Consider the following 23,976-nt stretch of genomic DNA (forward strand, 5'->3'; position numbering starts at 1 on the left):
AGATAGCTGTGCAAACAGCAATGCGTAAAAGCATCGACCTGCTGTCGATGCGCGAGGTCACCTGCTGGCGATGGTAGCCAGGGCCTCCGTTCGACCCCTTTACGCACACTAATTCTCCGAGGAATCCCCATGAATCCGCAGGACTTTGCCGCGCTAGCGGCACAAGACTACAACCGAATCCCGGTCAGTATCGAAGTACTGGCCGATCTCGAAACCCCTATCAGCGCCTATCGCAAACTGGCGGAAGGGCCGTATTCCTTTCTCTTTGAATCGGTACAGGGCGGTGAAAAGTGGGGGCGTTACTCCATTATTGGCCTGCCTTGTCGCACGATACTGAAAGTGTTCGGCTATCGCGCTGAGACCTGGATCGATGGCGAGCTGACCGAAAGTCAGGAAGTTGAAGATCCGTTGGCCTATGCGGAGGCCTTTCAGGCGCGGTATCGCACAGCGCCCCGCGATGATCTGCCCGTTTTCCACGGTGGTCTTGTAGGCTATTTCGGCTATGACACTGTCCGCTATGTCGAGCCGCGCCTGCGCGCGGGTATGCCGGAGGACGACCTTGGCAACCCGGACATCCTGTTGATGGTGGCTGAGGAAGTTCTGGTTTTTGACAACCTGGCCGGCACCATTCGCCTGATAGTGAACGCCGATCCAGCCGCTCCTGATGCCCTGGAAACAGCCCAGCAGCGTCTGCGCGAGTTGGTGCAGCGCCTGCCTCAGCAGACACCAGCATTGCCGCCCGTTGTGCTCGGTGCTGCAGATAGTGCTGACCTGGAACAACAGGCCGAATCGCATTTTACCGAGGAGGCCTATTACGAGGCTGTCGACAAGGTAAAGGAATACGTTCTCGCCGGTGATGTCATGCAGGTCGTTCCCTCGCAGCGCATGAGTGTGCCTTTTGACGCTCCGCCATTGAATCTTTACCGCGCCTTGCGCAATCTCAATCCCTCTCCCTATATGTATTACCTGGATCTGGAGGACTTCCACATCGTGGGTTCCTCGCCTGAGATTCTGGCGCGTCTGGAGAAAGGCCTGGTCACAGTGCGCCCGATTGCCGGCACCCGCCGCCGCGGTTACACCGAGGATGAGGACCAGGCACTCGAAGACGAGTTGCTGGCCGATCCCAAGGAAATAGCAGAGCATTTGATGCTCATCGACCTGGGCCGCAATGATGTGGGCCGGATCGCTGAGACAGGTTCGGTTGAGCTGACCGACAAAATGGTGGTTGAGCGCTATTCCCACGTGATGCATATCGTCTCGAACGTAACCGGCGAATTGAAGGGGGAGAAATCGGCGATCGATGTGCTTCGCGCGACCCTGCCGGCAGGTACGCTCAGTGGTGCACCGAAAATTCGCGCCATGGAAATCATTGACGAGCTGGAACCGGTGAAACGCGGTGTCTACGGGGGTGCAGTGGGATATATCTCCTGGGCCGGCGATATGGACACAGCGATTGCGATCCGTACCGCAGTCATTAAGGATGGCTCACTGCATGTGCAGGCGGGCGGCGGCGTGGTGGCTGATTCTGTGCCACGGCTGGAATGGAAGGAAACTCACAACAAGGCTCGCGCAATGTTCCGCGCAGCCTCCATGGTGCTGGCGGGAGAGGAGAACTGATATGTTGCTGATGATCGACAATTACGACTCCTTCACCTACAACGTGGTGCAGTATCTGGGAGAACTGGGTGCCGATGTGCATGTCGTGCGCAACGACGAAATCGCGGTGATGGATATCGCGGCTCTGGCTCCTGAGAAAATCGTTATATCGCCCGGGCCCTGTACACCGAACGAAGCCGGTATTTCCATGGATGTCATACGTGAGTACGCCGGCAAGCTCCCGATACTCGGCATTTGTCTCGGGCACCAGAGCATTGGTCAGGTGTTCGGCGGCGACGTGGTGCGCGCGCGACAGGTTATGCACGGCAAGACCTCGCCGGTGCATCACCGCGGTGAGGGTGTGTTTCGTGGCCTGAGTCAGCCTTTCGAGGCCACGCGTTATCACAGCCTCGTTGTGGCCAGAAATACGCTCCCCGATTGTCTGGAGGTGACAGCCTGGACCGAGACCGAATCGGGAGAGATCGATGAGATTATGGGCCTGCGTCACCGCGAACTCGCGGTTGAAGGCGTGCAGTTTCATCCAGAATCAATACTGACAGCGCACGGGCACGACCTGCTGCGCAACTTCCTGGAGCAATAATATGGATATTCAACAGGCAGTGGGCGCCCTGGTGGGCGGAGAGAGCTTGAGTCGCGATGAGATGGCCGGCGTAATGCGCCAGGTGATGTCGGGCGATGCCACCGACGCCCAGATCGGAGGCCTGCTGGTGGCGCTGCGAATCAAAGGTGAAACCATCGATGAGATCGCCGGTGCTGCCCAGGTCATGCGTGAGTTGGCAACGCCCGTGAAGGTCGCGTGTGAGCATCTGGTGGATCTCGTAGGTACCGGCGGTGACGGCGCCAACCTGTTCAATGTTTCCACGGCGTCCACCTTCGTGGTCGCAGCGGCCGGCGCCCACGTCGCCAAGCACGGCAATCGGGGCGTATCGAGCAGCAGTGGCAGTTCCGATGTGTTACAAACCCTGGGCATGCCGCTCGATCTCAGCCCCGACCAGACAGCGCGAGCTGTCGAGGAAGTCGGTGTTGGCTTTATGTTCGCCCCCGCCCACCACAGCGCGATGCGCTATGCGGTGGGCCCGCGTCGCGAATTGGGCATGCGTACCATTTTTAACGTGCTCGGTCCCCTGACAAACCCCGCTGGTGTCAAACACCTGGTGATAGGCGTCTTCTCTGAAGAGCTGTGCTCCACGATGGCGGAGGTGTCCCGGACCCTGGGTTCGGAAGGCGTGATGATAGTGCACTCTGATGACGGCCTGGATGAAATTTCTATCGCTGCGCCCACCACGGTTTCCGAACTTCGCGCCGGCAGTGTAGAAACCTACAAAATCCAACCGGAAGATTTCGGCATTGAGCGTCGTGATCTCGAGGGCCTGTCCGTGGTTGATTCGCGCGCATCTGCCGAGTTGATCCGAGCGGCGCTGAACGGCGACCAGAGCGAGGCTGCTGACAAGGCGCGCGATATTATCGCCCTGAATGCAGGTGCTACCATCTATGTTGCTGGCGTTGCTGCCACCCTCGCCGATGGCGTGGCTATGGCGCAGGACCTGCTGGCCTCCGGCCAGGCCGGTGAAAAACTGAAGTCGTTCATCGATTTCACCCAGCTGATGCGGGGGGCAGGGTAACTGATATGGCGGTAAAAACTCCCACTATTTTGCGCAAGATCCTCGAGCGCAAGGCGGAAGAAGTTGCGCATCGTCGCGCCCGGCGTTCTCTCTCTGACCTCGAAAGCCAGATCAGTGACCAGGAAGCACCACGCGGGTTTGCCGGCTCACTGGCGGCAAAAGTTGCCCAGAGCCAGCCTGCAGTGATCGCCGAGGTGAAAAAGGCATCGCCGAGCAAGGGTGTCATTCGCGAGAATTTCCAGCCGGCTCAAATCGCCGCGAGCTACCAGGCCGGTGGTGCTACTTGCCTGTCGGTGCTGACGGATATCGATTTTTTCCAGGGCGCTGACGAGTACCTCCAACAAGCCCGCGCTGCCTGTGACCTGCCGGTGATTCGCAAGGACTTTACGGTCGACCCCTATCAGGTGGTTGAAGCGCGCGCGATCGGCGCCGATGCAGTGCTGTTGATTGTGGCTGCACTGGAGGACGCCCAGATGGAAGAGCTGGCTGCGACGGCAGTGGAAGTAGGTCTCGATGTGCTGGTGGAGGTGCATGACCGCGCAGAACTCGATCGTGCGCTGGAGCTTGGTATGCCGCTGGTGGGTATCAACAATCGCGATCTGCACACCTTCGATATGCGCCTGGAGACAACGTTGGAGCTATTGCCCCATATTCCCGACGACCGGGTGGTGGTGACAGAAAGCGGTATTCACGGGCCGGCAGACGTTGCCCTGATGCGCGAGCAGAATGTCCACGCGTTCCTCGTCGGTGAAGCATTTATGCGGGCCGAGGAGCCCGGAGAGAAGTTACGCGAGCTGTTTTTCTAACGGGCGCCGAAAACCACCATGGTCTTGCCGGAAACGGAAACAAGACCATCCTGTTCCAGAGCCTTGAGCACGCGCCCGGCCATTTCGCGGGAGCATCCCACAATCTTGCCGAGTTCCTGCCGGGTAACCTTGATCTGCATCCCGTCCGGGTGGGTCATGGCGTCCGGCTCCTGGCACAGATCCATCAGGGTGTGTGCGATGCGGCCGGATACGTCGACAAAGGCAAGATCTGAAAGCTTGCGGGTGGTCTGACGCAGGCGCCTGCCGAGCTGACGTGAGATGGCGTACAGCACTTCAGGGTGCTGAGCACTCACCTGGTGAAACTTTTCATAGGAAATTTCAGCGACTTCACAGGCAGTCTTGGCCGCGACCATTGCACTGCGCGGCTGGACGTCACCCTCGAACAAACCCATCTCGCCGACGAAATCGCCGGTGTTGAGATAGCTGACCACCATCATATGGCCAGGCTGGGACTCATCCTCGACCATGACGGATACAGATCCGTCGAGGATCAAGTAAAGCGTATCCCCGGCTTCTCCCTGCTTCATGACCGTTGCTTTGGCCTTATAGGTCGTGCGCTGGCAGTGACGAAGAAAACCTTCGATATTGTCTATTGAATTCACGAGCTGAGGTTTAAGCACGCTATCCCTCTTTATTTCCTACATATAGACGTGGATTCTAGCCCACTCCGGGGCCAAGTAAAACGGTACTTGTTGTGCTAAGCTGCGGCGCGTTTTGGACTACTGCGAGTAAAAATGCCATGAAAGCGACAGTAAAGTGGACCGACGGTGCGATGTTTGTCGGTGAATCCGGCAGCGGTCATGCGGTTATTATGGATGGCTCCGAGGACCTCGGCGGCCGCAATATGGGCCCACGCCCCATGGAAATGTTGCTCATTGGTACTGGTGGCTGCTCCACCTACGACGTAATGAGTATGCTCAAAAAGTCCCGTCAGCAGGTGATTGACTGCCGGGTAGAGATAGAGGCCGAGCGCGCCGACGCCGTGCCCGCCGTATTTACCCGGATCAACATGCATTTTATTGTGACGGGAGTAGGCCTGAAAGAGAATCACGTCAAACGTGCGGTGGAACTTTCAGCTGAGAAGTATTGCAGTGCGTCCATCATGCTGGGCGCAGCCGGTGTCGAAGTTGGTCACAGCTACGAGATGGTCGAATTTGATCCGGCCGCCTGAGGCCTGTCCTCGCGCCAGAATAGTACCGCTCCCAGAGCGGTTCCCAGCAGCCCGGCGGCGCTGTTAAAGGCGACGTCGCGCCAGTCACCCACACGGTTTGGCAGCCACCATTGAATCAATTCATCCAGCGCGCCGACGGCGGCGACAAAAACCAGCATCGCCAGCCATAGGCCCCACGTTCTAGCGCGTCCTGTGGCGACGACCAGTACCCCCAGTAAACCGTACTGCAGGAAATGCATACGCTCTTCGGCAATGCTGAGCTGGCTTGCGATCGCCGCAATAGTCAGCAGCGGCAGGAGAGCCAGTACCGTTGTTGTCACGCCTTTGCGCAGCGCCAGTAACACCAGGCCCAAGGCTGCCAGCAGCAACGAGGCGTTCACCAGGATCGCCAGTGATTCCAGGCCGACATTCGTCTTGAGCGCGCGCAAGAGGGGGCGCATGACGGGAAGGGTGGCATAGGTCAGGAAAATGTAGGACCAGATCAAGGCCCAGAGACGAGAGCGATAGAACAGCAGGAAACCCGAGTGAGGGGCAGGGTCCGGCACGGTGTCAGACCCGGTAAGCAGTCTCGGTCATAACCTTGGCAACGCGGGTCATGCCGTCTTTCACCGGGGTGGAAAATTCCTTGCCGCCCGCTTCCATGGCCTTGTGGCCGTGGCGTTCCTCGTCTTCCAGCATCTGCTGCAGAATAAGGGCCGACTTGCGGTCTTCTTCCGGCAACTGTTTGAGGTGGTCTCGCAGGTGGTTGCAAACCCGTTCTTCAGTGGCTGCGACAAAACCTAGGCTCACATCGTCGCCAATGGCGCCGGCGATGGCGCCCAGAGCAAAAGAACTGCCATACCAGAGTGGGTTGAGTATGCTGGGACGGCTGTCGAGGTCGCGCAAGCGTTCCTCGCACCATACCAGGTGATCGATTTCCTCGTCGGCCGCTTCCTGCATTTCCTTGCGAACCGTGGGCATGCGTGCGGTGAGTGCCTGTCCCTGATACAGCGCCTGGGCGCAGACTTCACCGGTGTGGTTTACCCGCATGAGCCCGGCCACATGTTTGCGTTCTTTGGCGGACATCTCGCCGTCACTGTGGCCTTCGGCCGGCGAGGTGCGTGCCGCTGAATGGCCCCTGTTGGTGATGGTGCGCATCACTGAATCCACTTCAGAAATGGCGCGGTCCAGCAGTGAAAAACGACGATTGCGCATAGGGCTTACTCCCCTGAAAGAGCTCTGGTTCAGCCCTGACTATAGCGTGCGATGGCGCGCCAGCCAATGTCGCGGCGCAGGGTCACACCGTCCCAGTTGATGAGGTCGGCCCCCTTGTAACAGGCCTTCTGCGCAGCGGCGATATCGTCGCCCAGCGCGGTAACACACAACACTCGGCCGCCGCTGGTGACGATGTTGTCGCCATCCTGTGCAGTACCGGCGTGGAATACCTTGGTGTCGCTGCCGAAATCTGCATCCAGGCCATTGATGACGGCCCCCTTGGCATAGCTGGCGGGGTAGCCGCCGGCGGCGAGCACCACACCCATGGCGGGGCGTTCGTCCCAGTCGGCACTGGCGCTGTCCAGAGTCTTGTCCAGGGCTTGTTCACACAGGGCGACCAGATCGGACTTCAGTCGCACCATGATGGGCTGTGTTTCGGGGTCGCCGAAACGACAGTTGTATTCAATGACCTTGGGCTCGCCCTCGGGGGAAATCATCAGGCCAGCGTAGAGAAAGCCGGTGTAGTCGTTGCCCTCGTCGGCCATGCCGCGCACCGTAGGCATGATCACCTCATCCATCACGCGCTGATAGACAGCATCGTCGACGACGGGCGCCGGTGAGTACGCACCCATGCCGCCAGTGTTGGGGCCAGTGTCGCCCTCGCCAATGCGCTTGTGGTCCTGGCTGGTTGCCATCGGCAGCACATTTGCGCCGTCGACCATGACGATGAAGCTTGCCTCTTCGCCGCCGAGGAATTCTTCGATCACCACGCGGCATCCGGCGTCACCAAAGGCATTTCCAGAGAGCATATCGGTGACGGCGTCCTCGGCCTGGGCCAGGGTCTCAGCAACGATAACGCCCTTGCCGGCTGCAAGGCCATCGGCCTTGACCACAATAGGTGCGCCTTGCTCGCGCAGGTAGGCAAGGGCAGGTTCGACCTCAGTGAAATTCGCGTAGGCTGCGGTGGGTATGTCGTGTCGAGCGAGGAAGTCCTTGGTGAAGGCTTTGGAACCCTCCAGCTGGGCTGCGCCTTTGCTCGGGCCAAAACAACGCAGGTCGCGGCCTGCAAAGTAGTCGACGACACCGTCGACCAGTGGCTGTTCCGGGCCAACGATGGTCAGCCCAACGCCGTTGTTCTGGGCAAAATTTGCCAGCGCTTCGAAATCTTCCACAGCGATGGCGACATTTTCAAGACTCGCCTCGGTGGCGGTGCCCGCATTGCCGGGAGCGACGTAGACCGTCTCCACGTTTGCCGATTGAGCGGCTTTCCATGCCAGGGCGTGTTCGCGGCCGCCCGAGCCGATGACCAGTACGTTCATTAGTGTCTGAAGTGCCTCATACCAGTGAATACCATCGCCATGCCGTGTTCATCGGCGGCGGCGATCACTTCCTCGTCGCGGATCGAGCCGCCGGGCTGGATCACCGCGGCAATGCCGCGCTCGCCAGCGGCGTCTATGCCGTCACGGAACGGGAAGAAGGCATCCGATGCCATGACAGAACCAGTCACTTCGAGGCCGGCGTGCTCCGCCTTGATCGCAGCGATGCGGGCCGAGTTAACGCGGCTCATCTGGCCGGCGCCAACGCCGACAGTCTGGCCGTTGTTGGCATAGATAATGGCATTGGACTTGACGTATTTGGCAACCTTCCACGCAAACAACAAGTCGGCCATCTGGGTGGGCGTCGGTTGTACTTTGGATACGATGGTCAGGTCGCCCTCGGTCACCATGCCCAGGTCGCGGTCCTGAACCAATAAGCCACCGTTAACGCGCTTGTAGTCGAGAGCGGGCAATGGAGCACCCCATTCGCCGCACTCCAGCAGGCGGACGTTTTTCTTTGCGGCGACAGCCGCCGCCGCTTCCTGGCTGATGCTGGGGGCGATGATCACTTCTACAAACTGGCGCTCGCAGATGGCAGCGGCTGTCGCGCCGTCCAGCTCGCGGTTGAATGCGATGATGCCGCCGAAGGCAGATTCAGTGTCTGTAGCAAAAGCCAGGTCATAGGCCTTGCCGATAGTGTCTGCAACGGCCACGCCGCAGGGGTTGGCGTGTTTGACGATTACGCAGGCCGGCTCGCTGAAGTTTTTCACGCACTCCAGGGCGGCATCAGTATCGGCGACATTGTTGTAGGAGAGCTCCTTGCCCTGAATCTGCTTCGCGGTGGCGATGCCGGCCTCAGCGGGATTTTGCTCAACATAAAACGCCGCGTTCTGGTGCGGGTTCTCGCCGTAGCGCATCTCCTGCACCTTGTGGAACTGGCTGTTGAAGGTGCGTGCGAATGTCTCGGAGCCGCCGGGAACCATTTTGCCAAAGTGATTGGCAATGGCGCCGTCGTAGGCAGCGGTGTGCTCGTAGGCCTTGATCGCGAGATTGAATCGGGTGGCCATGCTGGTCGCACCGCCGTTCGCCTTCATCTCTTCGATAATGGTCGCGTAGTCGGCCGCATTGACCACAATGTTGACGAAACGGTGGTTTTTGGCTGCAGCCCGCACCATGGTAGGGCCGCCGATGTCGATGTTCTCAACCGCGTCCTCGAGCGAACAGTGAGGTTTGGCAACGGTGGCTTCAAAGGGGTACAGGTTCACGATTACCATGTCGATGGCGTCGATGCCGTGCTCGGCCATAACCGAGTCGTCCTGACCGCGGCGGGCCAGAATGCCACCGTGTACTTTTGGATGCAGGGTCTTTACCCGGCCGTCCATCATCTCCGGGAAGCCGGTGTATTCGGACACCTCGGTGACGTCCAGGCCGTTTTCCTGCAGCAGGCGATAGGTGCCGCCGGTGGAGAGCAGTTCCACCCCCTGCTCGCGCAGGGCAGCGGCAAACTCAACGATGCCGGTTTTATCGGAGACGCTGATCAGAGCGCGTTTGACGCTGACGAGTTCACTCATGGATTCAATCCTTGCTGCCGATCAGGTTGTACTGTTTCAATTTTTTGCGCAGGGTGCCGCGGTTCAGGCCCAGCATCACCGATGCCTTGGTCTGGTTGTTGCGGGTGTAAGCCATGATCTCTTCCAGCAGAGGTGCTTCCATTTCCGCCAGCACCATCTGGTACACGTCGGTGGAAAGCTGACCGTCCAGCTCGGAAAGATATTGGCGTACGCTGGCGGTCACTGCATCGCGCAGATTCTGCTCATTAGTACCCTGGGATTGGTTGTCGTTGGCCGCGATATCCTCGGCGGGGGCGTGGAGTGGTTCAGCCCTTGTCATGCTGCGAGTTCCTCATTAGATAAATTGGATGTTCTGGATAGAAAGTGAAAATAGGTCTGGAGTTGGTCCCGCTGCGCTTCAGCGGAATCCAGGGCATTGAACGCCTGGCGCTGGCTGCGGTAACCGGCTTGGTGCTCCAGGTACCAACTCACGTGTTTGCGTGCGATGCGTACCCCCATGAATTCGCCGTAAAAGTCATGGAGATCGGCGAGATGGGTCAGCAGGATGTCCCGCTGTTGCTCAAGTGTCGGGTCAGCGGGTGTTTCGCCGTTGGCCAGATGGTGGGCGATCTGGCCGCAGAGCCAGGGCCGGCCCTGTGCGGCGCGACCGATCATGACCCCGGCGGCGCCAGTGTGTTCGAGCACCTTGGCGGCCTTCGCTGCCGACGTGATATCGCCATTGGCAAAAATCGGGATCTCGGTAGCGGCTACAATCTGGGCGATTGTGTCGTATTCTGCCGCGCCTCCGAATTTGCAGGCGCGGGTGCGGCCATGCACAGCGAGGGCGGCAATACCTGCATCCTCGGCGATGCGGGCAATGCTTACGCCATTGCGCGCCTCCGGGTTGGCGCCGGTGCGAATCTTCAGGGTCACGGGGACATCTACGGCGGCGACGACGGCCTGCAGGATGGCCTGCACCAGCGCTTCATCGGCCAGCAGTGCTGAGCCAGCAGCCTTCTTGCACACTTTCTTGGCGGGGCACCCCATATTGATATCGATGATCTGGGCGCCGAGGCCGACATTGTATTGCGCCGCCTGGGCCAGCTGCTCCGGGTCGCTTCCGGCGATCTGAACAGAGCGTGGTTCGACTTCGGTGTCGTGCACCGTGCGCAGCGTGGTTTTGCGTGAATCCCTCAGCGTGGGATCACTGGTGACCATTTCCGAAACGACAAGGCCGGCACCCATGCGGGCGCAAAGACGCCTGAATGGCAGGTCGGTCACGCCGGCCATAGGGGCCAATGCGACGGGGTTTGCCAGCTTGTAGGGTCCGATCTGGGGCATTGTGTTTGCTGTTCAGGAAAGGCTGCGAAAAAGAGGCGGTATCATACTCCTCAGGCCCGGTGCGGGGAAGAATTTCTGCACAAAAAACACCCAACAATTTTGCTGGGGCCGGTTGACAGGGTGGTCAGCCCGGTCGCTGCCCGCGCAGGCAAACCCAGCCCTCGTGCTCCGAGGCGACTGCTAGCTGGATGTGGTCCGAGTAGTGAGCAATAACACCCTCGGCCTGTGTATTGAGCAGGCCCGACAGCATCAGGGTGCCACCGGGTTTCAGCAGGTGCAGCAGGGTGGGTGACAGTTCCATGAGCGGGCCGGCCAGGATGTTGGCAATCACCGTCTCTGCGCGCTCCTGCCAGTCGGCAGCGTTGTAACCCCCAGGGAGGGTGACCGGAAAGCGCTCGGCGGCCAGACCGTTGCGATTCGCGTTATCGCGGCTCGCGGTTAGGGCTTGGGGGTCGTTATCTACCCCAAGCGCTTCGCGGGCGCCGAGCTTGAGCGCCGCGACTGCCAGGATGCCGGTACCGCAGCCATAGTCGACGACGACCTGACCGTCGAGATCCAGGGAGTCCAGTTCTGCCAGGCACAGGGCGGTGGTGGAGTGCGTGCCTGTGCCAAAGGCCAGGCCAGGGTCCAGTAACAGGTTGACGGCGTCGGGTTCTGGCGGCTCCAGCCAACTGGGGCAGACCCACAGGCGGCGGCCGAACTGCATCGGTTGGTAGTGCTGCATCCACTCCCGCTCCCAGTCCTTGTCCTCGAGAATTTCGGTGCGCGAACTGCACTGGCTCAGGAGCTCGGTGGGGAATTGAGCTAATACGGCGTCCATGTCGGTATCGGCGGGATAGAGCCCGGTGAGGCGGGTCTGGCGCCACAGGGGCGTTTCGCCGACGGCCGGTTCAAGCACGGGTTGGTCGGCGTTGTCTTCCAGGGTTACCGCAACAGAACCGCTGGCGAGCATCAGGTTTTCCAGTTGCTCCACCTGCTCCGGGTCTGTGTCGAGGCGCAGTTGTATCCAGGTCATTGCATGAGGCCTTGCCCCGAGCGGGGCGCGCTGCGGTCTCGAATGGAGACCACAGATGGGTGCTAGCAGAGGTTGAGCAGCCGAAAAGTATCAGTCTTCCAGCTTGCTCTCGAGGTAGTGAATGCTCACACCACCCGCTTCGAAGGCCGCATCGCGACACAGCTCACGGTGTAAAGGTGTATTGGTGCGAATGCCCTCAACTACCAACTCATCCAGCGCCTGACGCATTCTGGCCAGCGCTACCTCGCGGCTCTCGCCAAAGGTAATGATCTTGGCAATCAGCGAGTCGTAGAAGGGCGGCACTGTATAGCCGTCATACAGATGTGAATCGCAGCGCACACCCAGACCACCGGGTGCGTGGAAGGTGTTCACCTTGCCCGGAGACGGCAGGAAGTTCTGCGGATCCTCGGCATTGATGCGGCACTCGAAGGAGTGCCCATGGAAGCGAACTTCGTCCTGGGTGGCAGACAGCGGCAGGCCGGCGGCGATCCGCAACTGCTCCTTGACGATGTCGAAACTGGTGATCATCTCAGTGACAGGGTGCTCGACCTGTACCCGGGTGTTCATCTCGATGAAATAGAAACCGCCGTCTTCAAACAGAAACTCGAAAGTGCCCGCTCCGCGGTAGTCAATTTCGAGACAGGCGTTCACACAGGCCTCGTAAACCTGGTTGCGCAGATCTTCGGGGATGTCCGGCGCCGGTGCTTCTTCAATGACTTTCTGGTGCCGCCGTTGCAGTGAACAGTCGCGGTCGCCCAGGTGAATAGCGTTGCCCTGACCGTCGGCCAGTACCTGAACTTCCACGTGACGCGGCTTCTGTAGAAATTTCTCCAGATACACCACGTCGGAGCCAAAGGCCGCGGCGGCCTCAGACTTGGTCACTTCTATGGAGGAAATCAGTACTTCTTCATTATGCACCACTCGCATGCCGCGGCCACCGCCGCCGGCAGCAGCCTTGATAATCACCGGATAGCCCACCCGCTGGGCGATTTGCCGGGTGCGATCGTGATCGTCGGTGAGAGGGCCGTCAGAGCCGGGCACGGTGGGTACGCCAGCGCGCTTCATCGCTTCAATCGCTGATACCTTGTCGCCCATCAGGCGGATGGTGTCAGCGCGGGGGCCGACAAAGGTGAAGCCGCTTTTTTCGACCTGGTCGGCGAAGTCTGCATTCTCCGCCAGAAAGCCATATCCCGGGTGAATGGCTGTTGCATCAGTGACTTCTGCGGCACTGATCAGTGCAGGGACGTTCAGATAACTCTCGGTGGAGGGAGCCGGGCCGATACAAACGGATTCGTCTGCGAGGCGAACATGCATGAGTTCTGCATCTGCCTTGGAGTGAACCGCGACCGTGCGGATTCCGAGTTCCTTGCAGGCGCGCAGCACGCGCAGGGCAATCTCTCCCCGGTTGGCGATAAGAACCTTGTCCAGAATGGGCATTTCGATTATTCCTCAGGTGCGCGCGGGCACTTACACGATCGAGAACAGGGGCTGGTCGAATTCCACCGGCTCACCGTTCTCTACCAGGATGGCCTCAATGGTGCCGGCGCGATCCGCTTCAATCTGGTTCATCATTTTCATGGCTTCAACAATGCAGATCACATCGCCGACCTTCACCGTTTGGCCGACTTCGGCGAATGATGGCGAAGAGGGCGAGGGTGCGCGGTAGAAAGTGCCCACCATCGGGGATTTCACCACGTGGCCATTGGTGGCCGGCGCAGCGGGTTCGGAAGCAGCGGGCGCCGCTTCTGGCGCCACCGGCGCGGCTGCAGGAGCAGGGGCCGGAACCGGCGCAGGAGCGGCATACATGGGCGCGGCGGCGGCCATGTACGGCTGTGCGCTATTGCGGCTGATGCGAACCGATTCCTCGCCCTCCTTGATTTCGATTTCGTCGATATTCGACTCTTCCAGCAACTCGATCAGCTTTTTTACTTTGCGAATGTCCATGGTGTGTTTCTCTTCAGCAAGTTGAAGTTCAGGATTGTTCTATGTGTTTGATAGCTGCCTGCAGGCCCAGTTCATAGCCCTGGGGCCCCAGTCCGCAGATCACGCCTTTGGCCAGGTCGGAAAAATAAGAGTGCTGGCGGAACTCCTCCCGGGCGTGAACGTTCGAGAGATGAATCTCGATAAAGGGTATCTGTACCGCTGCCAGCGCATCGCGCAGCGCCACGCTGGTGTGGGTGAAGGCTGCGGGGTTGATCAGGATAAAGTTGACGCCTTCATGGCGAGCATCCTGCACGCGTTCGACCAGTTCATATTCGGCATTGCTCTGAACGTAGAGCAGGTGGTGACCTTTGTCGCGTGCCTGTTGTTGCAGGGTCTGGTTGATGTCAGACAGGGTGGTGCTGCCATAGATTTCAGGCTCGCGCTCTCCCAGCAGGTTCAGGTTGGGGCCGTGGAGAACGAGTATTGTGGCCATGTGCTGGTCTCACGCGCGAATTGAATTATTCGCCCAAGTTTGGCGCAATATCGTGAGTCTGTCCACGGCTTTGGTAAAAATTAGCATTTTGTCTGCATTTAGCAGCGCGATTGCGGAAGTTAGCAATATTTTCGAAGTTGTGGACTTCTACGGGGTCAATACAGGGTGCTTCGCCGAAGAAGTGCGATAAGCCGCAAAATTGGTGCTAACTAACGCCAAGGTGCGGCTAACTTCCGGTTATTTTCCTGAAACGACCTCCAGAGCCTCCATAACGATGTCTGCAGTGACGATCTGCGGCAGGAGAAAAGGCTGGCCGGCGCCAGCAGGGGGGTACATCACGTACAGTGGGATCCCGGTGCGGCCGTGGCTGGCGATAAATTCGGCGATATCGGCATCGTAGTTGGTCCAGTCCGCGACCATATAGGTGACGCCGTGGTCGGCAAACGCGGCGGTGATGTCCTCGGTAAACAGAACGGCTGTCTCATTGGCAAGGCATGTGATGCACCAGTCGGCGGTCACATCGACAAACACCGGGGTGCCGGACGTTCGAAGTTGTTCTATGGCCTCATTGGACCAGGCCACCCTGCCATCAGTGAGTTGCTTTTCTGCGCCACCGGCAGGGTCCAGATTGTCCATGCTGGCCAGGCCCAATGCACCTGCCGCGCAGATCGCGGCGAGCCAGCGGCGAGCGCCGCCTTTTTCCCATAGCCACAGGCCCAGGGTCAGCAACAGCGCGCCACAGAGCACTGCGGCCATGGTGTTCACTCCAGTCTGCCGGCCCGCCACCCACAGCAGCCAGATCGCCGCCGCGTAGAGCGGAAATGCCAATAGCTCTTTCAGGGTTTCCATCCAGGGGCCGGGTCGCGGCATGAGTTTTCTGGCCGCACCGCTGTAACTGAACAGCAGCAGTGGCGCCGCCATGCCCAGCCCGAGGGCGGCGAACACTGTCAGTCCGGTGAGCGGTGGCTGGGTGACAGCAAATCCGAGCGCAGTGCCCATAAATGGAGCGGTGCAGGGGCTGGCGACGACAACGGCCAGTACCCCGGTGAAGAAACTGCCACTCAGGCCGCCGCGGTCAGCCAGTGCACTGCCGGTATTCATCAGATTACCGCCCAGATGGACCAGCCCCGAGAGTGACAGCCCCATCACCAGAAACAGGTAGGCGAGGGCGATCACGAACCCGGGCGACTGTAATTGGAAGCCCCAGCCTACGGCGCTGCCAGCCTGTTGTAGCGCGATCAGCACAGCGGCCACGGCGACAAAGCTCACGACAACGCCCGCCGTGTAAATCCAGCTGTGCAGGTGGCGGTCGTGGTCACTGCTCTGGGCAAAGCTCAGTACTTTAAGTGACAGTATGGGGAAAACGCAGGGCATCAGGTTGAGAATGGCACCGCCCAGGAAGGCCAGTAAAAGCATGTAGGCCAGTGAGCTTCCATTGCCTTCTGTTGCTGTAGCCGGCGCGGCCGTCACCTGCGGTTTGCGCTTTGGCGGGGTAGTTTCGGTGACCTCGGCCGCCCCGGGTGCCCAGCTGAAATACTGCTTGCGTGGGGGGTAGCAGAGCCCGGCATCAGCGCAACCCTGCGACGTGACAGTCAGTTGCAGCGAACCGTCGCGCTGGCGCTCGGTGTCCACCGTGATGTCCGCGCTGTTGTAATAGACCGATACGTCGCCGAAAAATTCGTCAGTGCGGTCGAGGCCCTCGGGCAGATTTTCGCGCAGTGGCAGCGCGCCGCGGTGATCTTCTCCCTGGAACTTGAATGCGTGCTGATACAGATAGTAGCCATCTGCTATCTGCCAATAGAGCCGCAAGCCCTCTCCGGCTGGCTCCACCTCCAGTTTGTAGGCCTCCTCTACTGGCAGAAAGTCTGGCTGCTCGATGCCGAAAGGGTTGCTTCCGCTAGAGCCGGGCATCTGGGCATAGGCCTGGGCCTGCAGCAGAACGGCGCTAAGAGTGAGTAGTGTGGCCAGTATCAGGCGCATAGTGTGTCCATGGTTGGTTGCCCCGCCTGCTCCGTGGTAGGAGCGGTTTAAGCGGGTTGATTCAGCGGCAGATTCTATCAGCCCTTGGCTCTGGGCCCAATTTGCTGGCTGATTGCGGTCGCGGTGGTGTAGTCTAGGACGTCATAGAACGCGATTAGTTTCCCCCTGGAGTGCGAGTGTTTTCCCGAATCCTGACTTTCGCCGGTGCAATGATGCTGGCGCCCGCATTGGTGGCCGAATCAAGCGGTGTAAGCATCGAAAACGCCTGGGTGAGGGCGCTCCCGCCTGTGCAGCAGACGACGGCTGCGTACCTAACCCTGAGAAACTCCGGGGACGCCCCTGCGAAGGTGGTCGGAGCCACTGTTGCCGGTGCTGGCAAGGTGGAAATCCATACCAGTCGCGAGGTCGATGGGCTGGTGAGGATGGAGCAATTGACTACACTGGAGGTGGCGCCTCAGGGCACCTATGCGTTGGCCCCCGGTGGCACTCATTTGATGCTGTTTGAGCTGGAGGCGATGCCCCAGCCGGGCGAGACTCGGGCCTTATGTATCGAGTTTGCCTCCGTGGATAACGTCTGCGTCGAGGCCGAGGTGCGCAAGGGCGCGCCGACACAGGCCGATCACCACCACCATCACTGACACAAGCGATACGGAATAAAGCATGAATGCAGTAAAAGATACCTGGGATGACTGGCGCGACCGGATGCTGGACTGGGTTCCGGAAAAAGGTCCCGGCAAGTGGATATTGTCGGCATTCATCCTCTATGTCTTGACGATACTCGTGCTGGGTATTTACTGGAGTTCGACGCCCGAGCACTTCGATCCGGCAGAGAAGGCCGCGGACTACGCCGCAGCTGACGGCGGAGAGGTTGTTACTGGTTCAGTGACTACCGCTGCGCTGATGGGCGTGATGGAAACCCTGCTCGACAAACCTGGCGGCTATCTGCATAACGACCGCTTCCCCCCTGGTGTGCTGCTCGATAACACGCCGAACTGGGAATACGGCGTCCTGATTCAAGTGCGTGATTTGTCGCGAGCCATGCGCGAAGTGTTCAGTCGCTCGCAGTCCCAGTCCACCGAGGACAAGGACCTGGCGATGGCTGAGCCCCGCTACCACTTTGATTCTGACAGCTGGGTGCTGCCATCCACGGAGTCGGAGTATCGCGAGGCACTGTCCTACACGCGGAATTATTTCCAGCGGCTGTCGGATGCGAACCAGCCCGGCGCCCAGTTCTACACGCGCTCTGACAACCTTCGTTATTGGCTATCGACGGTCAATACCCGGCTCGGCAGCTTGTCCCAGCGCCTGTCTGCCAGTGTGGGCCAGCGCCGCCTGAATACTGATCTTGCGGGCGACAGTGCCGCTGGCCAATCTACCAGTGGCCCCGGTGAGGTGCTGGTGAAAACGCCGTGGCTGGAAATTGACGATGTGTTCTATGAGGCACGCGGTACTACCTGGGCGTTGATTCATTTCCTCAAGGCAGTAGAAGTGGATTTCGCCGATGTGCTGCGCAAGAAAAACGCCCTGGTCAGCCTGCAGCAGATCATCCGTGAGCTTGAGGGAGCACAGGAGCCGCTGTGGAGCCCAATGGTGCTCAACGGCACCGGCTTTGGCCTTTTCGCGAATCACTCGCTGGTGATGGCCTCGTATATCAGCCGCGCCAATGCGGCGATTATCGACCTGCGCGACCTGCTGCTACAGGGCTAGCTAGTCCGGCGCGTTGTAGCGCAGGCGGGTGCCTGTGTTGAGCGAGAGCCTGATCTCGGTGGCGCTGAGCTCTTTCGGAAAGTAGGTGCCCGACAGCTTGGCGTCGAGCAGGCTGGCGCCTTCCAGATTGGTGTTGCGGAAATCGATGCCGCTGAGGTCGGCATTGCGGAAATAGGAGTTGCTGAAGTCCAGCCCATCCGCATTCATGTTGCGTAAGTCCCTGCCGCGGTAGTCACCGCTTTTCAGTTCGCTGTTGTCCAGTGCGTCCCGCTGCTCGTTGAAGCTCTTGATGTCCTCATTGCGCAGGAGCTGGTATAAGGGATCGGGTTTGATCACAGGTTTATTCATTAGATGTCCTTTTCTGCGAGTGCCTGCGCGTTCAGCGGGCACATAGCTTAATCGCCGATTGCGGTGTAATACAAGAGAACTGTTGTGACCGCTGTCAGCCTCAAGGGTTTCCTGCTTAGTCGAAATTGGCGCGATACGCCCGGCGGGGTTGAGCTGGAGCTGTGGTTTGTCACCGACGAAGGCCCGCTGTGCGCGCTGATCCATGGCGAAAAAAGTACTTTTTTCCTTTCTCATGAAGATCTCGACACCGCGCAGGGCCTGCTGTCGGGTCAACCCGGGGTGGAGGTTCGGCCACTGGCACTGCGGGATTTCCAGCACCGCGAGGTCGCCGGGGTGTATTGCGAGAGTTACCGCAGGGGGCGGCAGCTTGCCGATGCGCTGGTCACTGCTGGCTGTGAGCCGCTTGAAGCGGACATCAATCCGGCAGACCGCTACCTGATGGAACGTTTTGTCGCCGGCGGTGCTGAGCTGCGCGGCACAGTGAGCCAGCGCAGCGGGCATTTGTGGATGGAGAACCCGGCCATACGTGGCGCGGATTACCGACCGCAGCTGAAAGTTGTCTCCTACGACATCGAAACTGCGATGGAGGGTGTGCAGCTTTTCTCCATTGGCGCCCATGGTGTTGATGCCAATGGTGAAGAGCAGCGCCATGTATTCATGCTGGGCGAGGGCGCAAGTCAGGATTTCGTGCAGGCCTGCCCCACCCAGGATGCGGTTTTACAGGCGTTCCTCGATTGGTTGGAGGACTATGACCCTGACGTGTTGATTGGCTGGAATGTCGTAAACTTCGACACCTGGTACCTGCAGCGGATTGCCGAGCACACGGGCCGTCGATTATTGCTGGGCCGCGGTCGCCGGCCGTTGCATTGGCGCGAGCTGGATGATGAGGGCGTGCGCCGCACGGTGCAGTGTCCCGGGCGGGTAATCCTCGACGGCATCGAGTTGCTGCGGGCAGCGTTCTACCGTTTTGAGAGCTTCTCCCTGCAGAACGTCGCCCAGGAGTTGCTGGGGGAAGGCAAGCTGATTCACAGCCCGGATCGGGGTGAGGAGATCGGTCGGCTGTTTCAGGGGGACAAGACTGCGCTCGCCGAATACAACCTGAAGGATTGTGAGCTGGTCTCGCGTATTTTCGACCACACCCATTTGCTCGATTTTGCCATCGCGCGCTCTCGCATGACCGGCCTGAACATGGACCGGCTCGGTGGTTCGGTGGCGTCATTCGACAATCTTTACCTTCCCAGTCTGCACCGTGCCGGATATGTGGCCCCGAATGCCAGCAAGGACCTCACCGCCAGCCCCGGTGGTTTCGTGCTCGAATCAATGCCCGGGATCTACGACCATGTGCTGGTGCTGGATTTCAAAAGCCTCTACCCCAGCATTATTCGCACTTTCCATATCGACCCGCTGGGTCTCGCGCTCGGCACGAGGCACGGGTCCGAAGGCGATGAAGAGACAGACGAGCAGGCAACCGTACCCGGCTTTCTCGGGGCGCGATTTATCCGCGAGGGCCATATCCTGCCAGGCTTGATTGCGGACCTCTGGGAGCGCCGCGACGAGGCGCGCGCCGCGCAGGATGCGCCGCTGTCGCAGGCGATCAAGATTATTATGAATTCCTTCTACGGCGTGCTCGGCTCAACCGGGTGTCGGTTCTTCGATGCGCGATTGGCGAGTTCTATTACGCGCCGTGGTCACGAGATCATTCAGCGCACCCAGGAGTACATTGAGGCGGCCGGCCATCGGGTGATCTACGGCGACACCGACTCGGTATTCGTGTGGATTCACGAGGCTCAAAGCGATGAGGACGCCGAGCGCGCGGGCAAGGCGCTGGAGCAGGCGCTGAACCAGTGGTGGAGTGAAGAGCTAGAGCGCGAATTTGGCCTCGAAAGTGTGCTGGAATTAGAGTTTGAAACCCACTACCGGCGCTTTCTGATGCCGACTATCCGCGGATCCGACAAAGGCAGCAAGAAGCGTTATGCCGGGGTCATCCGCTCTGGGGGTGAGGATCATCTCGTCTTCAAGGGGCTGGAGAACGTGCGTACCGACTGGACTCGCCTGGCCAGGGATTTTCAGGAGGAGCTGTATCGCAGGGTTTTCTTCGGTGAACCGTTTGCCGAATATGTGCGGGAAACGGCAGCCAGGCTGCGCGCGGGTGAGCTTGACGACCAGCTCGTCTACCGCAAACGCCTGCGCAGGAAATTGGATGAGTACCAGCGCAATGTGCCGCCGCATGTGCAGGCCGCTCGCCTCTATCCGGAACGCGGTATGACCCCGCCGAGGCGGGGAGACTGGGTCGAGTACCTACTGACGACGGCAGGTGCGGAACCGGCTGAGGCCGCGCTGGCGCCCGTGGATCACGAGCAGTACCTGGAGCGCCAGTTGCAGCCTGTGGCCGATGGTATTCTCGGCTTCGTCGGAACGTCCTTTGACGAGCTCGTGAATAGTCAGATCGGGTTGTTCTAACTGCTGATAGATTAGCCGCCGAAGAACTCGTTCCGCAGGGCAGGATATTCCTCGGCCTTGAGACGCGGCCCGTAGTTGGCGACAATTTTGCCCGCCGCCAGGCTAGCGAAGCGCCCAGCTGTGGGGAAATCCTCGCCGCGGGTAATCGCATACAGGAACGCGCCGGCGAACATGTCGCCTGCACCGTTGCTGTCGACAGCGTGCACCTTGTGTGGAGGGATCTCGGCCAGGTGTTCGCCGTCAAAGGTGATTGCGCCCTCGGCACCGCGGGTAATCACAAAGGTGTCTGCCACCTGCTTGATTTTTTCCATCGCGACCTCGAGGTTGTCAGTCTCGCCCCAGCCCAGGGCCTCGGCTTCGTTGCAGAACACCAGGTTCACACGCTCGCCAATCATCTCCTGCAGGCCGTCGCGGAAGAACTCAACCATGCCGGGATCGGAGAAGCTCAACGAGGTTTTTACACCAGCGGCCTCGGCGATCTCGCGACCGCGGATCGCGGCAGCGCGGCCAGTGGGAGACGTCACCACGTAGCCTTCCATATAGAAGTATTCAGACTGCTCGATCGCCTCAGGCACCAGTTGCTCTACCGACAGGGTCTCGCTGATGGACAGATTGGTGTTCATGCTGCGCTCGGCATCGGGTGAAATCAGCACCAGGCATTTTCCGGTGGTGCCCTCTGCCCGCTCACCGGTGAGGCAGTGTTCTACGCCGGCGGTTTCGAGGTCGGCGATATAGATGTCGCCGTCAGCGTCGTTGGCCACTTTGCAGGACATAAACGTCGGATTACCGAACTGGGCGGTGGCAATCATGGAGTTGCCGGCGCTGCCACCACTGGCGTGGCTGGCTTTCACCAGATGGCCCGCCAGATGGCCCAGCAGTTCACTCTGGCGCTCTGCGTCTACCAGCGTCATCATGCCTTTGTCGACATTCATCGCGGCCAGTTCGCTGTCTTCTACCTTGATTTCGGTGTCTACCAGCGCAGCGCCTATTCCGTAAGCGGCATACTTCTTCATTGTTCGGTCGTCCTCAGTTGATTCAGCCGGCTATTATCCGGATTCGTTGATCTATTGAAAGAGGCCTGGTGTACACTTCCGACCCATGTTCAAAACTCGCCGTATTCTCGCCAAACTCTTTGTTGTTGCGCTCGTCATCGGGGCCGGCTTTCTTATCTACCTTGACGCCCGGATCACCTCCACATTTACCGACAAAATGTGGGAATTGCCCGCCAAGGTGTACGCCAGGCCGCTGGAGCTCTATGTCGGTGCCGAGCTGAGTCCGGACGACCTCGCCTATGAGCTCGAGGTTTTGGGGTATCGCAAGGTCCGCCATGCGAGTGGCCCGGGGCAGGTGGCCCGGAATCGCAATCGTTTCGAAATTTTCACCCGCGGTTTTAATTTTCCCGGAGAGAGTGAGCCCGCCAGACGGGTGACGCTCGAACTGGGGGCAACGCGCCTGCAGGGAATTACCAGCGGCGGTGCCAATGTCGATCTGATGCGCCTGGACCCAGTGCAGATTGGAGGCATCTATCCGTCCCACGGTGAAGATCGCCTGCTGGTGCAGCTCGCGGATGTCCCCACTACGCTTTGGCAGGGTTTGCTGGCGGTGGAGGACCGAGATTTTTACAGCCACTGGGGGTTCTCGATTACCGGCATAGCGCGCGCGGCGCTCAGTAATGTGCGCTCGGGTCAGGTTGTGGCCGGCGGCAGCACGATTACCCAGCAGTTGGTCAAAAATTACTACCTCACGCCGGAGCGTACCCTGGTGCGCAAACTCACGGAAGTGTTGATGGCTGTCCTGCTGGAGTTGCACTATGAGAAAGATCAAATTCTGGAGAGCTACCTGAACGAAGTTTATCTCGGCCAGGAGGGCCCGCGGGCTATTCACGGTTTTTCACTGGCGGCCCGGCACTACTTCGATACACCTTTGGAACAGCTCGGACTGCATCAGCAGGCTCTGTTGGTGGGCATGATCAAGGGCCCTTCACTTTATAACCCCCTGCGCAATCCGCAGCGGGCGTTGGAGCGACGCAATGTGGTTTTGGACGTCATGGCCGGTGAAGGGGTTATCTCTGACGAACACGCTCTGGTCGCGAAGGCCATGCCGCTGGGGCTCAATAGTGCGCCGCGTATTCGCAATACCTTCCCGGCCTATCTGGACCTGGTGCGGCGCCAGTTGCGACGCGACTACCGCGAGGAAGACCTGACCACGCTAGGCCTGAGTATTTTTACTGCCTTCGACCCGCTCTTGCAGCAGAAGCTGGAGCGCAGTACCACGGACGTGCTCAAGCAGATTGACAGTAGTGGCGAGCTGCAAAGCGCTTCGATTGTGACCCGATTCGACAGCGGTGAAGTGGCCGCATTGGTCGGTGGACGCAAAGTGAGTTACGCCGGTTTTAATCGGGCTCTCGATGCTCGCCGGCCCGCGGGTTCATTGCTCAAGCCCGCGGTCTATCTGGCGGCTCTTGAGCGCCCTCGGGAATACTCGTTGGCCACTATGATCGAGGATAAGCCGATCACTGTTCAGGTGCGTGGCAGCGATGACTGGGAACCGCGTAATTTCGACAGGGAGGCACATGGCGATGTGCCGCTGTATCGCGCACTGGCCAAGTCCTACAATCTGGCAACGGCGCGTCTGGGTATGGACCTTGGGATCGATACTGTGGCGGATATGCTGCGCCGTCTGGGGGTGGAGCGCCCGGTGCCAGAGGTGCCAGCGCTAACGCTCGGTGCGGGTGAGTACTCGCCCATGGATATGGTCGCCATGTACCAGACTATCGCCTCCGGAGGGTTCCGCACGCCGCTGCGCAGTATCCGCGATATCGTCGATGCACACGGCGTGCCCCTGCAGCGCTACGATCTGCAATATGAGCGAGAAGTGAGTTTGCAGGCGGTCTACCTGCTGCAGTACGCCATGCTTGATACCATGAAAGAAGGCACCGGCCGCGGTGCCTATCGCGAGCTGCCTGCCAATCTACTGGTGGCCGGCAAGACCGGTACCACCAATGATGGTCGAGATTCCTGGTTTGCCGGTTTCTCCGGTGACCTGTTGGCGGTGAGCTGGATTGGCCGCGACGACAATGGCAGCACGGGACTTACCGGCAGCAGTGGTGCACTGCGTGTGTGGTCGCGTTTTATGGCCGGTGCCAGCGAGCGCTCGCTGGCTTATCGCATGCCCGAGGGCGTAGAGGTCGACTGGATCGATAGCAGCAACGGCATGGTCACAGGCGAGGGCTGCCCCAATGCGGTGAAAATGCCCTTCATTGCGGGTTCACAGCCGCGGGCGCATACCAACTGCGCGCCCCGCACCTCGCGAATCAAAGGATGGTTCCAGTCCTTATTCGACGACTAGAAGGCGTGATCACCGACTTTTAAGTTACACTGATCGACCACAATAAAAAGCCATCATGTGTTGG

Annotated in this window: 23 protein-coding genes; 9 read left to right on the top strand and 14 right to left on the bottom strand. The window is 59.7% G+C overall.

Translation table 11 applies throughout. The features are described from left to right. Positions 1–129 precede the first annotated feature (129 nt). The 4 genes from trpE to trpC are packed head-to-tail and all read left to right on the top strand — an operon-like array spanning position 130 to position 4,045. Complete coding sequence (gene trpE / locus EY643_RS01795) at positions 130–1,617, top strand: anthranilate synthase component I (protein ID WP_152660599.1); 1,488 nt, start codon at positions 130–132, stop codon at positions 1,615–1,617. A gap of 1 nt (position 1,618) precedes the next feature. Continuing rightward, positions 1,619–2,197, top strand: a complete 579-nt coding sequence (locus EY643_RS01800; RefSeq protein ID WP_152660600.1) for an anthranilate synthase component II — start codon at positions 1,619–1,621, stop codon at positions 2,195–2,197. Between the two features lies 1 nt (position 2,198). Beyond that, on the top strand, positions 2,199–3,239 hold the full coding sequence (trpD, locus tag EY643_RS01805) for an anthranilate phosphoribosyltransferase (RefSeq protein ID WP_152660601.1): 1,041 nt from the start codon (positions 2,199–2,201) through the stop codon (positions 3,237–3,239). Positions 3,240–3,244: 5 nt separating this feature from the next. Beyond that, entirely contained in the window at positions 3,245–4,045 is an 801-nt protein-coding gene (gene trpC / locus EY643_RS01810) for an indole-3-glycerol phosphate synthase TrpC (RefSeq protein ID WP_152660602.1), read from the top strand. On the opposite strand, the gene crp is transcribed toward trpC, so the two are convergent. Continuing rightward, entirely contained in the window at positions 4,042–4,686 is a 645-nt protein-coding gene (crp, locus tag EY643_RS01815; RefSeq protein ID WP_152660603.1) for a cAMP-activated global transcriptional regulator CRP, read from the bottom strand. The two genes, trpC and crp, sit on opposite strands and share 4 nt — an antisense overlap. Positions 4,687–4,805: 119 nt before the next feature. Here crp and EY643_RS01820 point away from each other — a divergent pair, with 119 nt between their 5' ends. Beyond that, positions 4,806–5,237, top strand: a complete 432-nt coding sequence (locus EY643_RS01820) for an OsmC family protein (protein WP_152660604.1) — start codon at positions 4,806–4,808, stop codon at positions 5,235–5,237. Here the strand turns inward: EY643_RS01820 and EY643_RS01825 are convergent. The 11 genes from EY643_RS01825 to EY643_RS01875 form a co-directional block, all read right to left on the bottom strand. Then, positions 5,204–5,782 carry a VanZ family protein gene (locus EY643_RS01825; RefSeq protein WP_152660605.1) on the bottom strand — a complete coding sequence of 193 codons (579 nt, stop codon included), beginning with the start codon at positions 5,780–5,782 and terminating at the stop codon, positions 5,204–5,206. The two genes, EY643_RS01820 and EY643_RS01825, sit on opposite strands and share 34 nt — an antisense overlap. 4 nt (positions 5,783–5,786) lie before the next feature. Further along, positions 5,787–6,431 carry a 2-polyprenyl-3-methyl-6-methoxy-1,4-benzoquinone monooxygenase gene (coq7, locus tag EY643_RS01830; RefSeq protein ID WP_152660606.1) on the bottom strand — a complete coding sequence of 215 codons (645 nt, stop codon included), beginning with the start codon at positions 6,429–6,431 and terminating at the stop codon, positions 5,787–5,789. Between the two features lie 29 nt (positions 6,432–6,460). Continuing rightward, on the bottom strand, positions 6,461–7,750 hold the full coding sequence (purD, locus tag EY643_RS01835; protein ID WP_152660607.1) for a phosphoribosylamine--glycine ligase: 1,290 nt from the start codon (positions 7,748–7,750) through the stop codon (positions 6,461–6,463). After that, positions 7,750–9,318: a bifunctional phosphoribosylaminoimidazolecarboxamide formyltransferase/IMP cyclohydrolase gene (gene purH / locus EY643_RS01840; RefSeq protein ID WP_152660608.1), complete on the bottom strand. Its 1,569-nt coding sequence runs from the start codon at positions 9,316–9,318 to the stop codon at positions 7,750–7,752. Before purH ends, purD begins: the two co-directional genes overlap by 1 nt. A 4-nt stretch (positions 9,319–9,322) precedes the next feature. After that, on the bottom strand, positions 9,323–9,637 hold the full coding sequence (fis, locus tag EY643_RS01845; RefSeq protein ID WP_152660609.1) for a DNA-binding transcriptional regulator Fis: 315 nt from the start codon (positions 9,635–9,637) through the stop codon (positions 9,323–9,325). After that, positions 9,634–10,638 carry a tRNA dihydrouridine synthase DusB gene (gene dusB / locus EY643_RS01850; RefSeq protein WP_152660610.1) on the bottom strand — a complete coding sequence of 335 codons (1,005 nt, stop codon included), beginning with the start codon at positions 10,636–10,638 and terminating at the stop codon, positions 9,634–9,636. The genes fis and dusB overlap by 4 nt, the downstream gene beginning before the upstream one ends. Before the next feature lie 124 nt (positions 10,639–10,762). Next, positions 10,763–11,653, bottom strand: coding sequence for a 50S ribosomal protein L11 methyltransferase (prmA, locus tag EY643_RS01855; protein ID WP_152660611.1), 891 nt, complete (start codon positions 11,651–11,653; stop codon positions 10,763–10,765). Positions 11,654–11,743: 90 nt separating this feature from the next. Further along, positions 11,744–13,084, bottom strand: coding sequence for an acetyl-CoA carboxylase biotin carboxylase subunit (accC, locus tag EY643_RS01860; protein WP_153240861.1), 1,341 nt, complete (start codon positions 13,082–13,084; stop codon positions 11,744–11,746). A 36-nt stretch (positions 13,085–13,120) separates the two neighbouring features. Further along, positions 13,121–13,597, bottom strand: a complete 477-nt coding sequence (accB, locus tag EY643_RS01865) for an acetyl-CoA carboxylase biotin carboxyl carrier protein (RefSeq protein ID WP_152660612.1) — start codon at positions 13,595–13,597, stop codon at positions 13,121–13,123. A gap of 28 nt (positions 13,598–13,625) precedes the next feature. Beyond that, positions 13,626–14,069: a type II 3-dehydroquinate dehydratase gene (gene aroQ, locus EY643_RS01870; protein ID WP_152660613.1), complete on the bottom strand. Its 444-nt coding sequence runs from the start codon at positions 14,067–14,069 to the stop codon at positions 13,626–13,628. A gap of 237 nt (positions 14,070–14,306) precedes the next feature. Beyond that, complete coding sequence (locus EY643_RS01875) at positions 14,307–16,049, bottom strand: protein-disulfide reductase DsbD family protein (RefSeq protein ID WP_152660614.1); 1,743 nt, start codon at positions 16,047–16,049, stop codon at positions 14,307–14,309. 176 nt (positions 16,050–16,225) lie between these two features. Here EY643_RS01875 and EY643_RS01880 point away from each other — a divergent pair, with 176 nt between their 5' ends. After that, positions 16,226–16,687, top strand: coding sequence for a copper chaperone PCu(A)C (locus EY643_RS01880; protein ID WP_152660615.1), 462 nt, complete (start codon positions 16,226–16,228; stop codon positions 16,685–16,687). A 22-nt stretch (positions 16,688–16,709) separates the two neighbouring features. Continuing rightward, entirely contained in the window at positions 16,710–17,756 is a 1,047-nt protein-coding gene (locus EY643_RS01885) for a DUF2333 family protein (protein WP_152660616.1), read from the top strand. Here EY643_RS01885 and EY643_RS01890 read toward each other — a convergent pair whose 3' ends face one another. Next, positions 17,757–18,104 (bottom strand): pentapeptide repeat-containing protein, encoded by a 348-nt coding sequence (locus tag EY643_RS01890; protein WP_152660617.1) that lies wholly within the window; start codon positions 18,102–18,104, stop codon positions 17,757–17,759. It abuts the gene before it with no gap. Positions 18,105–18,188: 84 nt separating this feature from the next. Here EY643_RS01890 and EY643_RS01895 point away from each other — a divergent pair, with 84 nt between their 5' ends. Next, on the top strand, positions 18,189–20,564 hold the full coding sequence (locus EY643_RS01895) for a DNA polymerase II (RefSeq protein WP_152660618.1): 2,376 nt from the start codon (positions 18,189–18,191) through the stop codon (positions 20,562–20,564). Positions 20,565–20,575: 11 nt separating this feature from the next. Here the strand turns inward: EY643_RS01895 and EY643_RS01900 are convergent, their stop codons facing one another. Next, complete coding sequence (locus EY643_RS01900) at positions 20,576–21,577, bottom strand: adenosine kinase (RefSeq protein WP_152660619.1); 1,002 nt, start codon at positions 21,575–21,577, stop codon at positions 20,576–20,578. An 85-nt stretch (positions 21,578–21,662) separates the two neighbouring features. Between EY643_RS01900 and mrcB the strand changes: the two genes are divergently transcribed. Beyond that, positions 21,663–23,912 carry a penicillin-binding protein 1B gene (gene mrcB, locus EY643_RS01905; protein WP_152660620.1) on the top strand — a complete coding sequence of 750 codons (2,250 nt, stop codon included), beginning with the start codon at positions 21,663–21,665 and terminating at the stop codon, positions 23,910–23,912. The last annotated feature ends 64 nt before the right edge of the window (positions 23,913–23,976 follow it).

It is taken from the genome of Halioglobus maricola (assembly GCF_009388985.1).
Lineage (GTDB): Bacteria > Pseudomonadota > Gammaproteobacteria > Pseudomonadales > Halieaceae > Halioglobus > Halioglobus maricola.

Bases quoted from the DNA above. Each gene is read 5' to 3' on its own strand.
- EY643_RS01885 (WP_152660616.1), top strand. From the start codon at position 16,710: ATGAATGCAGTAAAAGATACCTGGGATGACTGGCGCGACCGGATGCTG.
- prmA (WP_152660611.1), bottom strand. From the start codon at position 11,653: ATGACCTGGATACAACTGCGCCTCGACACAGACCCGGAGCAGGTGGAG.
- coq7 (WP_152660606.1), bottom strand. From the start codon at position 6,431: ATGCGCAATCGTCGTTTTTCACTGCTGGACCGCGCCATTTCTGAAGTG.
- EY643_RS01820 (WP_152660604.1), top strand. From the start codon at position 4,806: ATGAAAGCGACAGTAAAGTGGACCGACGGTGCGATGTTTGTCGGTGAA.
- aroQ (WP_152660613.1), bottom strand. From the start codon at position 14,069: ATGGCCACAATACTCGTTCTCCACGGCCCCAACCTGAACCTGCTGGGA.
- purD (WP_152660607.1), bottom strand. From the start codon at position 7,750: ATGAACGTACTGGTCATCGGCTCGGGCGGCCGCGAACACGCCCTGGCA.
- EY643_RS01875 (WP_152660614.1), bottom strand. From the start codon at position 16,049: ATGCGCCTGATACTGGCCACACTACTCACTCTTAGCGCCGTTCTGCTG.
- fis (WP_152660609.1), bottom strand. From the start codon at position 9,637: ATGACAAGGGCTGAACCACTCCACGCCCCCGCCGAGGATATCGCGGCC.
- purH (WP_152660608.1), bottom strand. From the start codon at position 9,318: ATGAGTGAACTCGTCAGCGTCAAACGCGCTCTGATCAGCGTCTCCGAT.
- trpD (WP_152660601.1), top strand. From the start codon at position 2,199: ATGGATATTCAACAGGCAGTGGGCGCCCTGGTGGGCGGAGAGAGCTTG.
- EY643_RS01800 (WP_152660600.1), top strand. From the start codon at position 1,619: ATGTTGCTGATGATCGACAATTACGACTCCTTCACCTACAACGTGGTG.
- EY643_RS01890 (WP_152660617.1), bottom strand. From the start codon at position 18,104: ATGAATAAACCTGTGATCAAACCCGATCCCTTATACCAGCTCCTGCGC.
- dusB (WP_152660610.1), bottom strand. From the start codon at position 10,638: ATGCCCCAGATCGGACCCTACAAGCTGGCAAACCCCGTCGCATTGGCC.
- trpE (WP_152660599.1), top strand. From the start codon at position 130: ATGAATCCGCAGGACTTTGCCGCGCTAGCGGCACAAGACTACAACCGA.
- accB (WP_152660612.1), bottom strand. From the start codon at position 13,597: ATGGACATTCGCAAAGTAAAAAAGCTGATCGAGTTGCTGGAAGAGTCG.
- EY643_RS01900 (WP_152660619.1), bottom strand. From the start codon at position 21,577: ATGAAGAAGTATGCCGCTTACGGAATAGGCGCTGCGCTGGTAGACACC.
- trpC (WP_152660602.1), top strand. From the start codon at position 3,245: ATGGCGGTAAAAACTCCCACTATTTTGCGCAAGATCCTCGAGCGCAAG.
- mrcB (WP_152660620.1), top strand. From the start codon at position 21,663: ATGTTCAAAACTCGCCGTATTCTCGCCAAACTCTTTGTTGTTGCGCTC.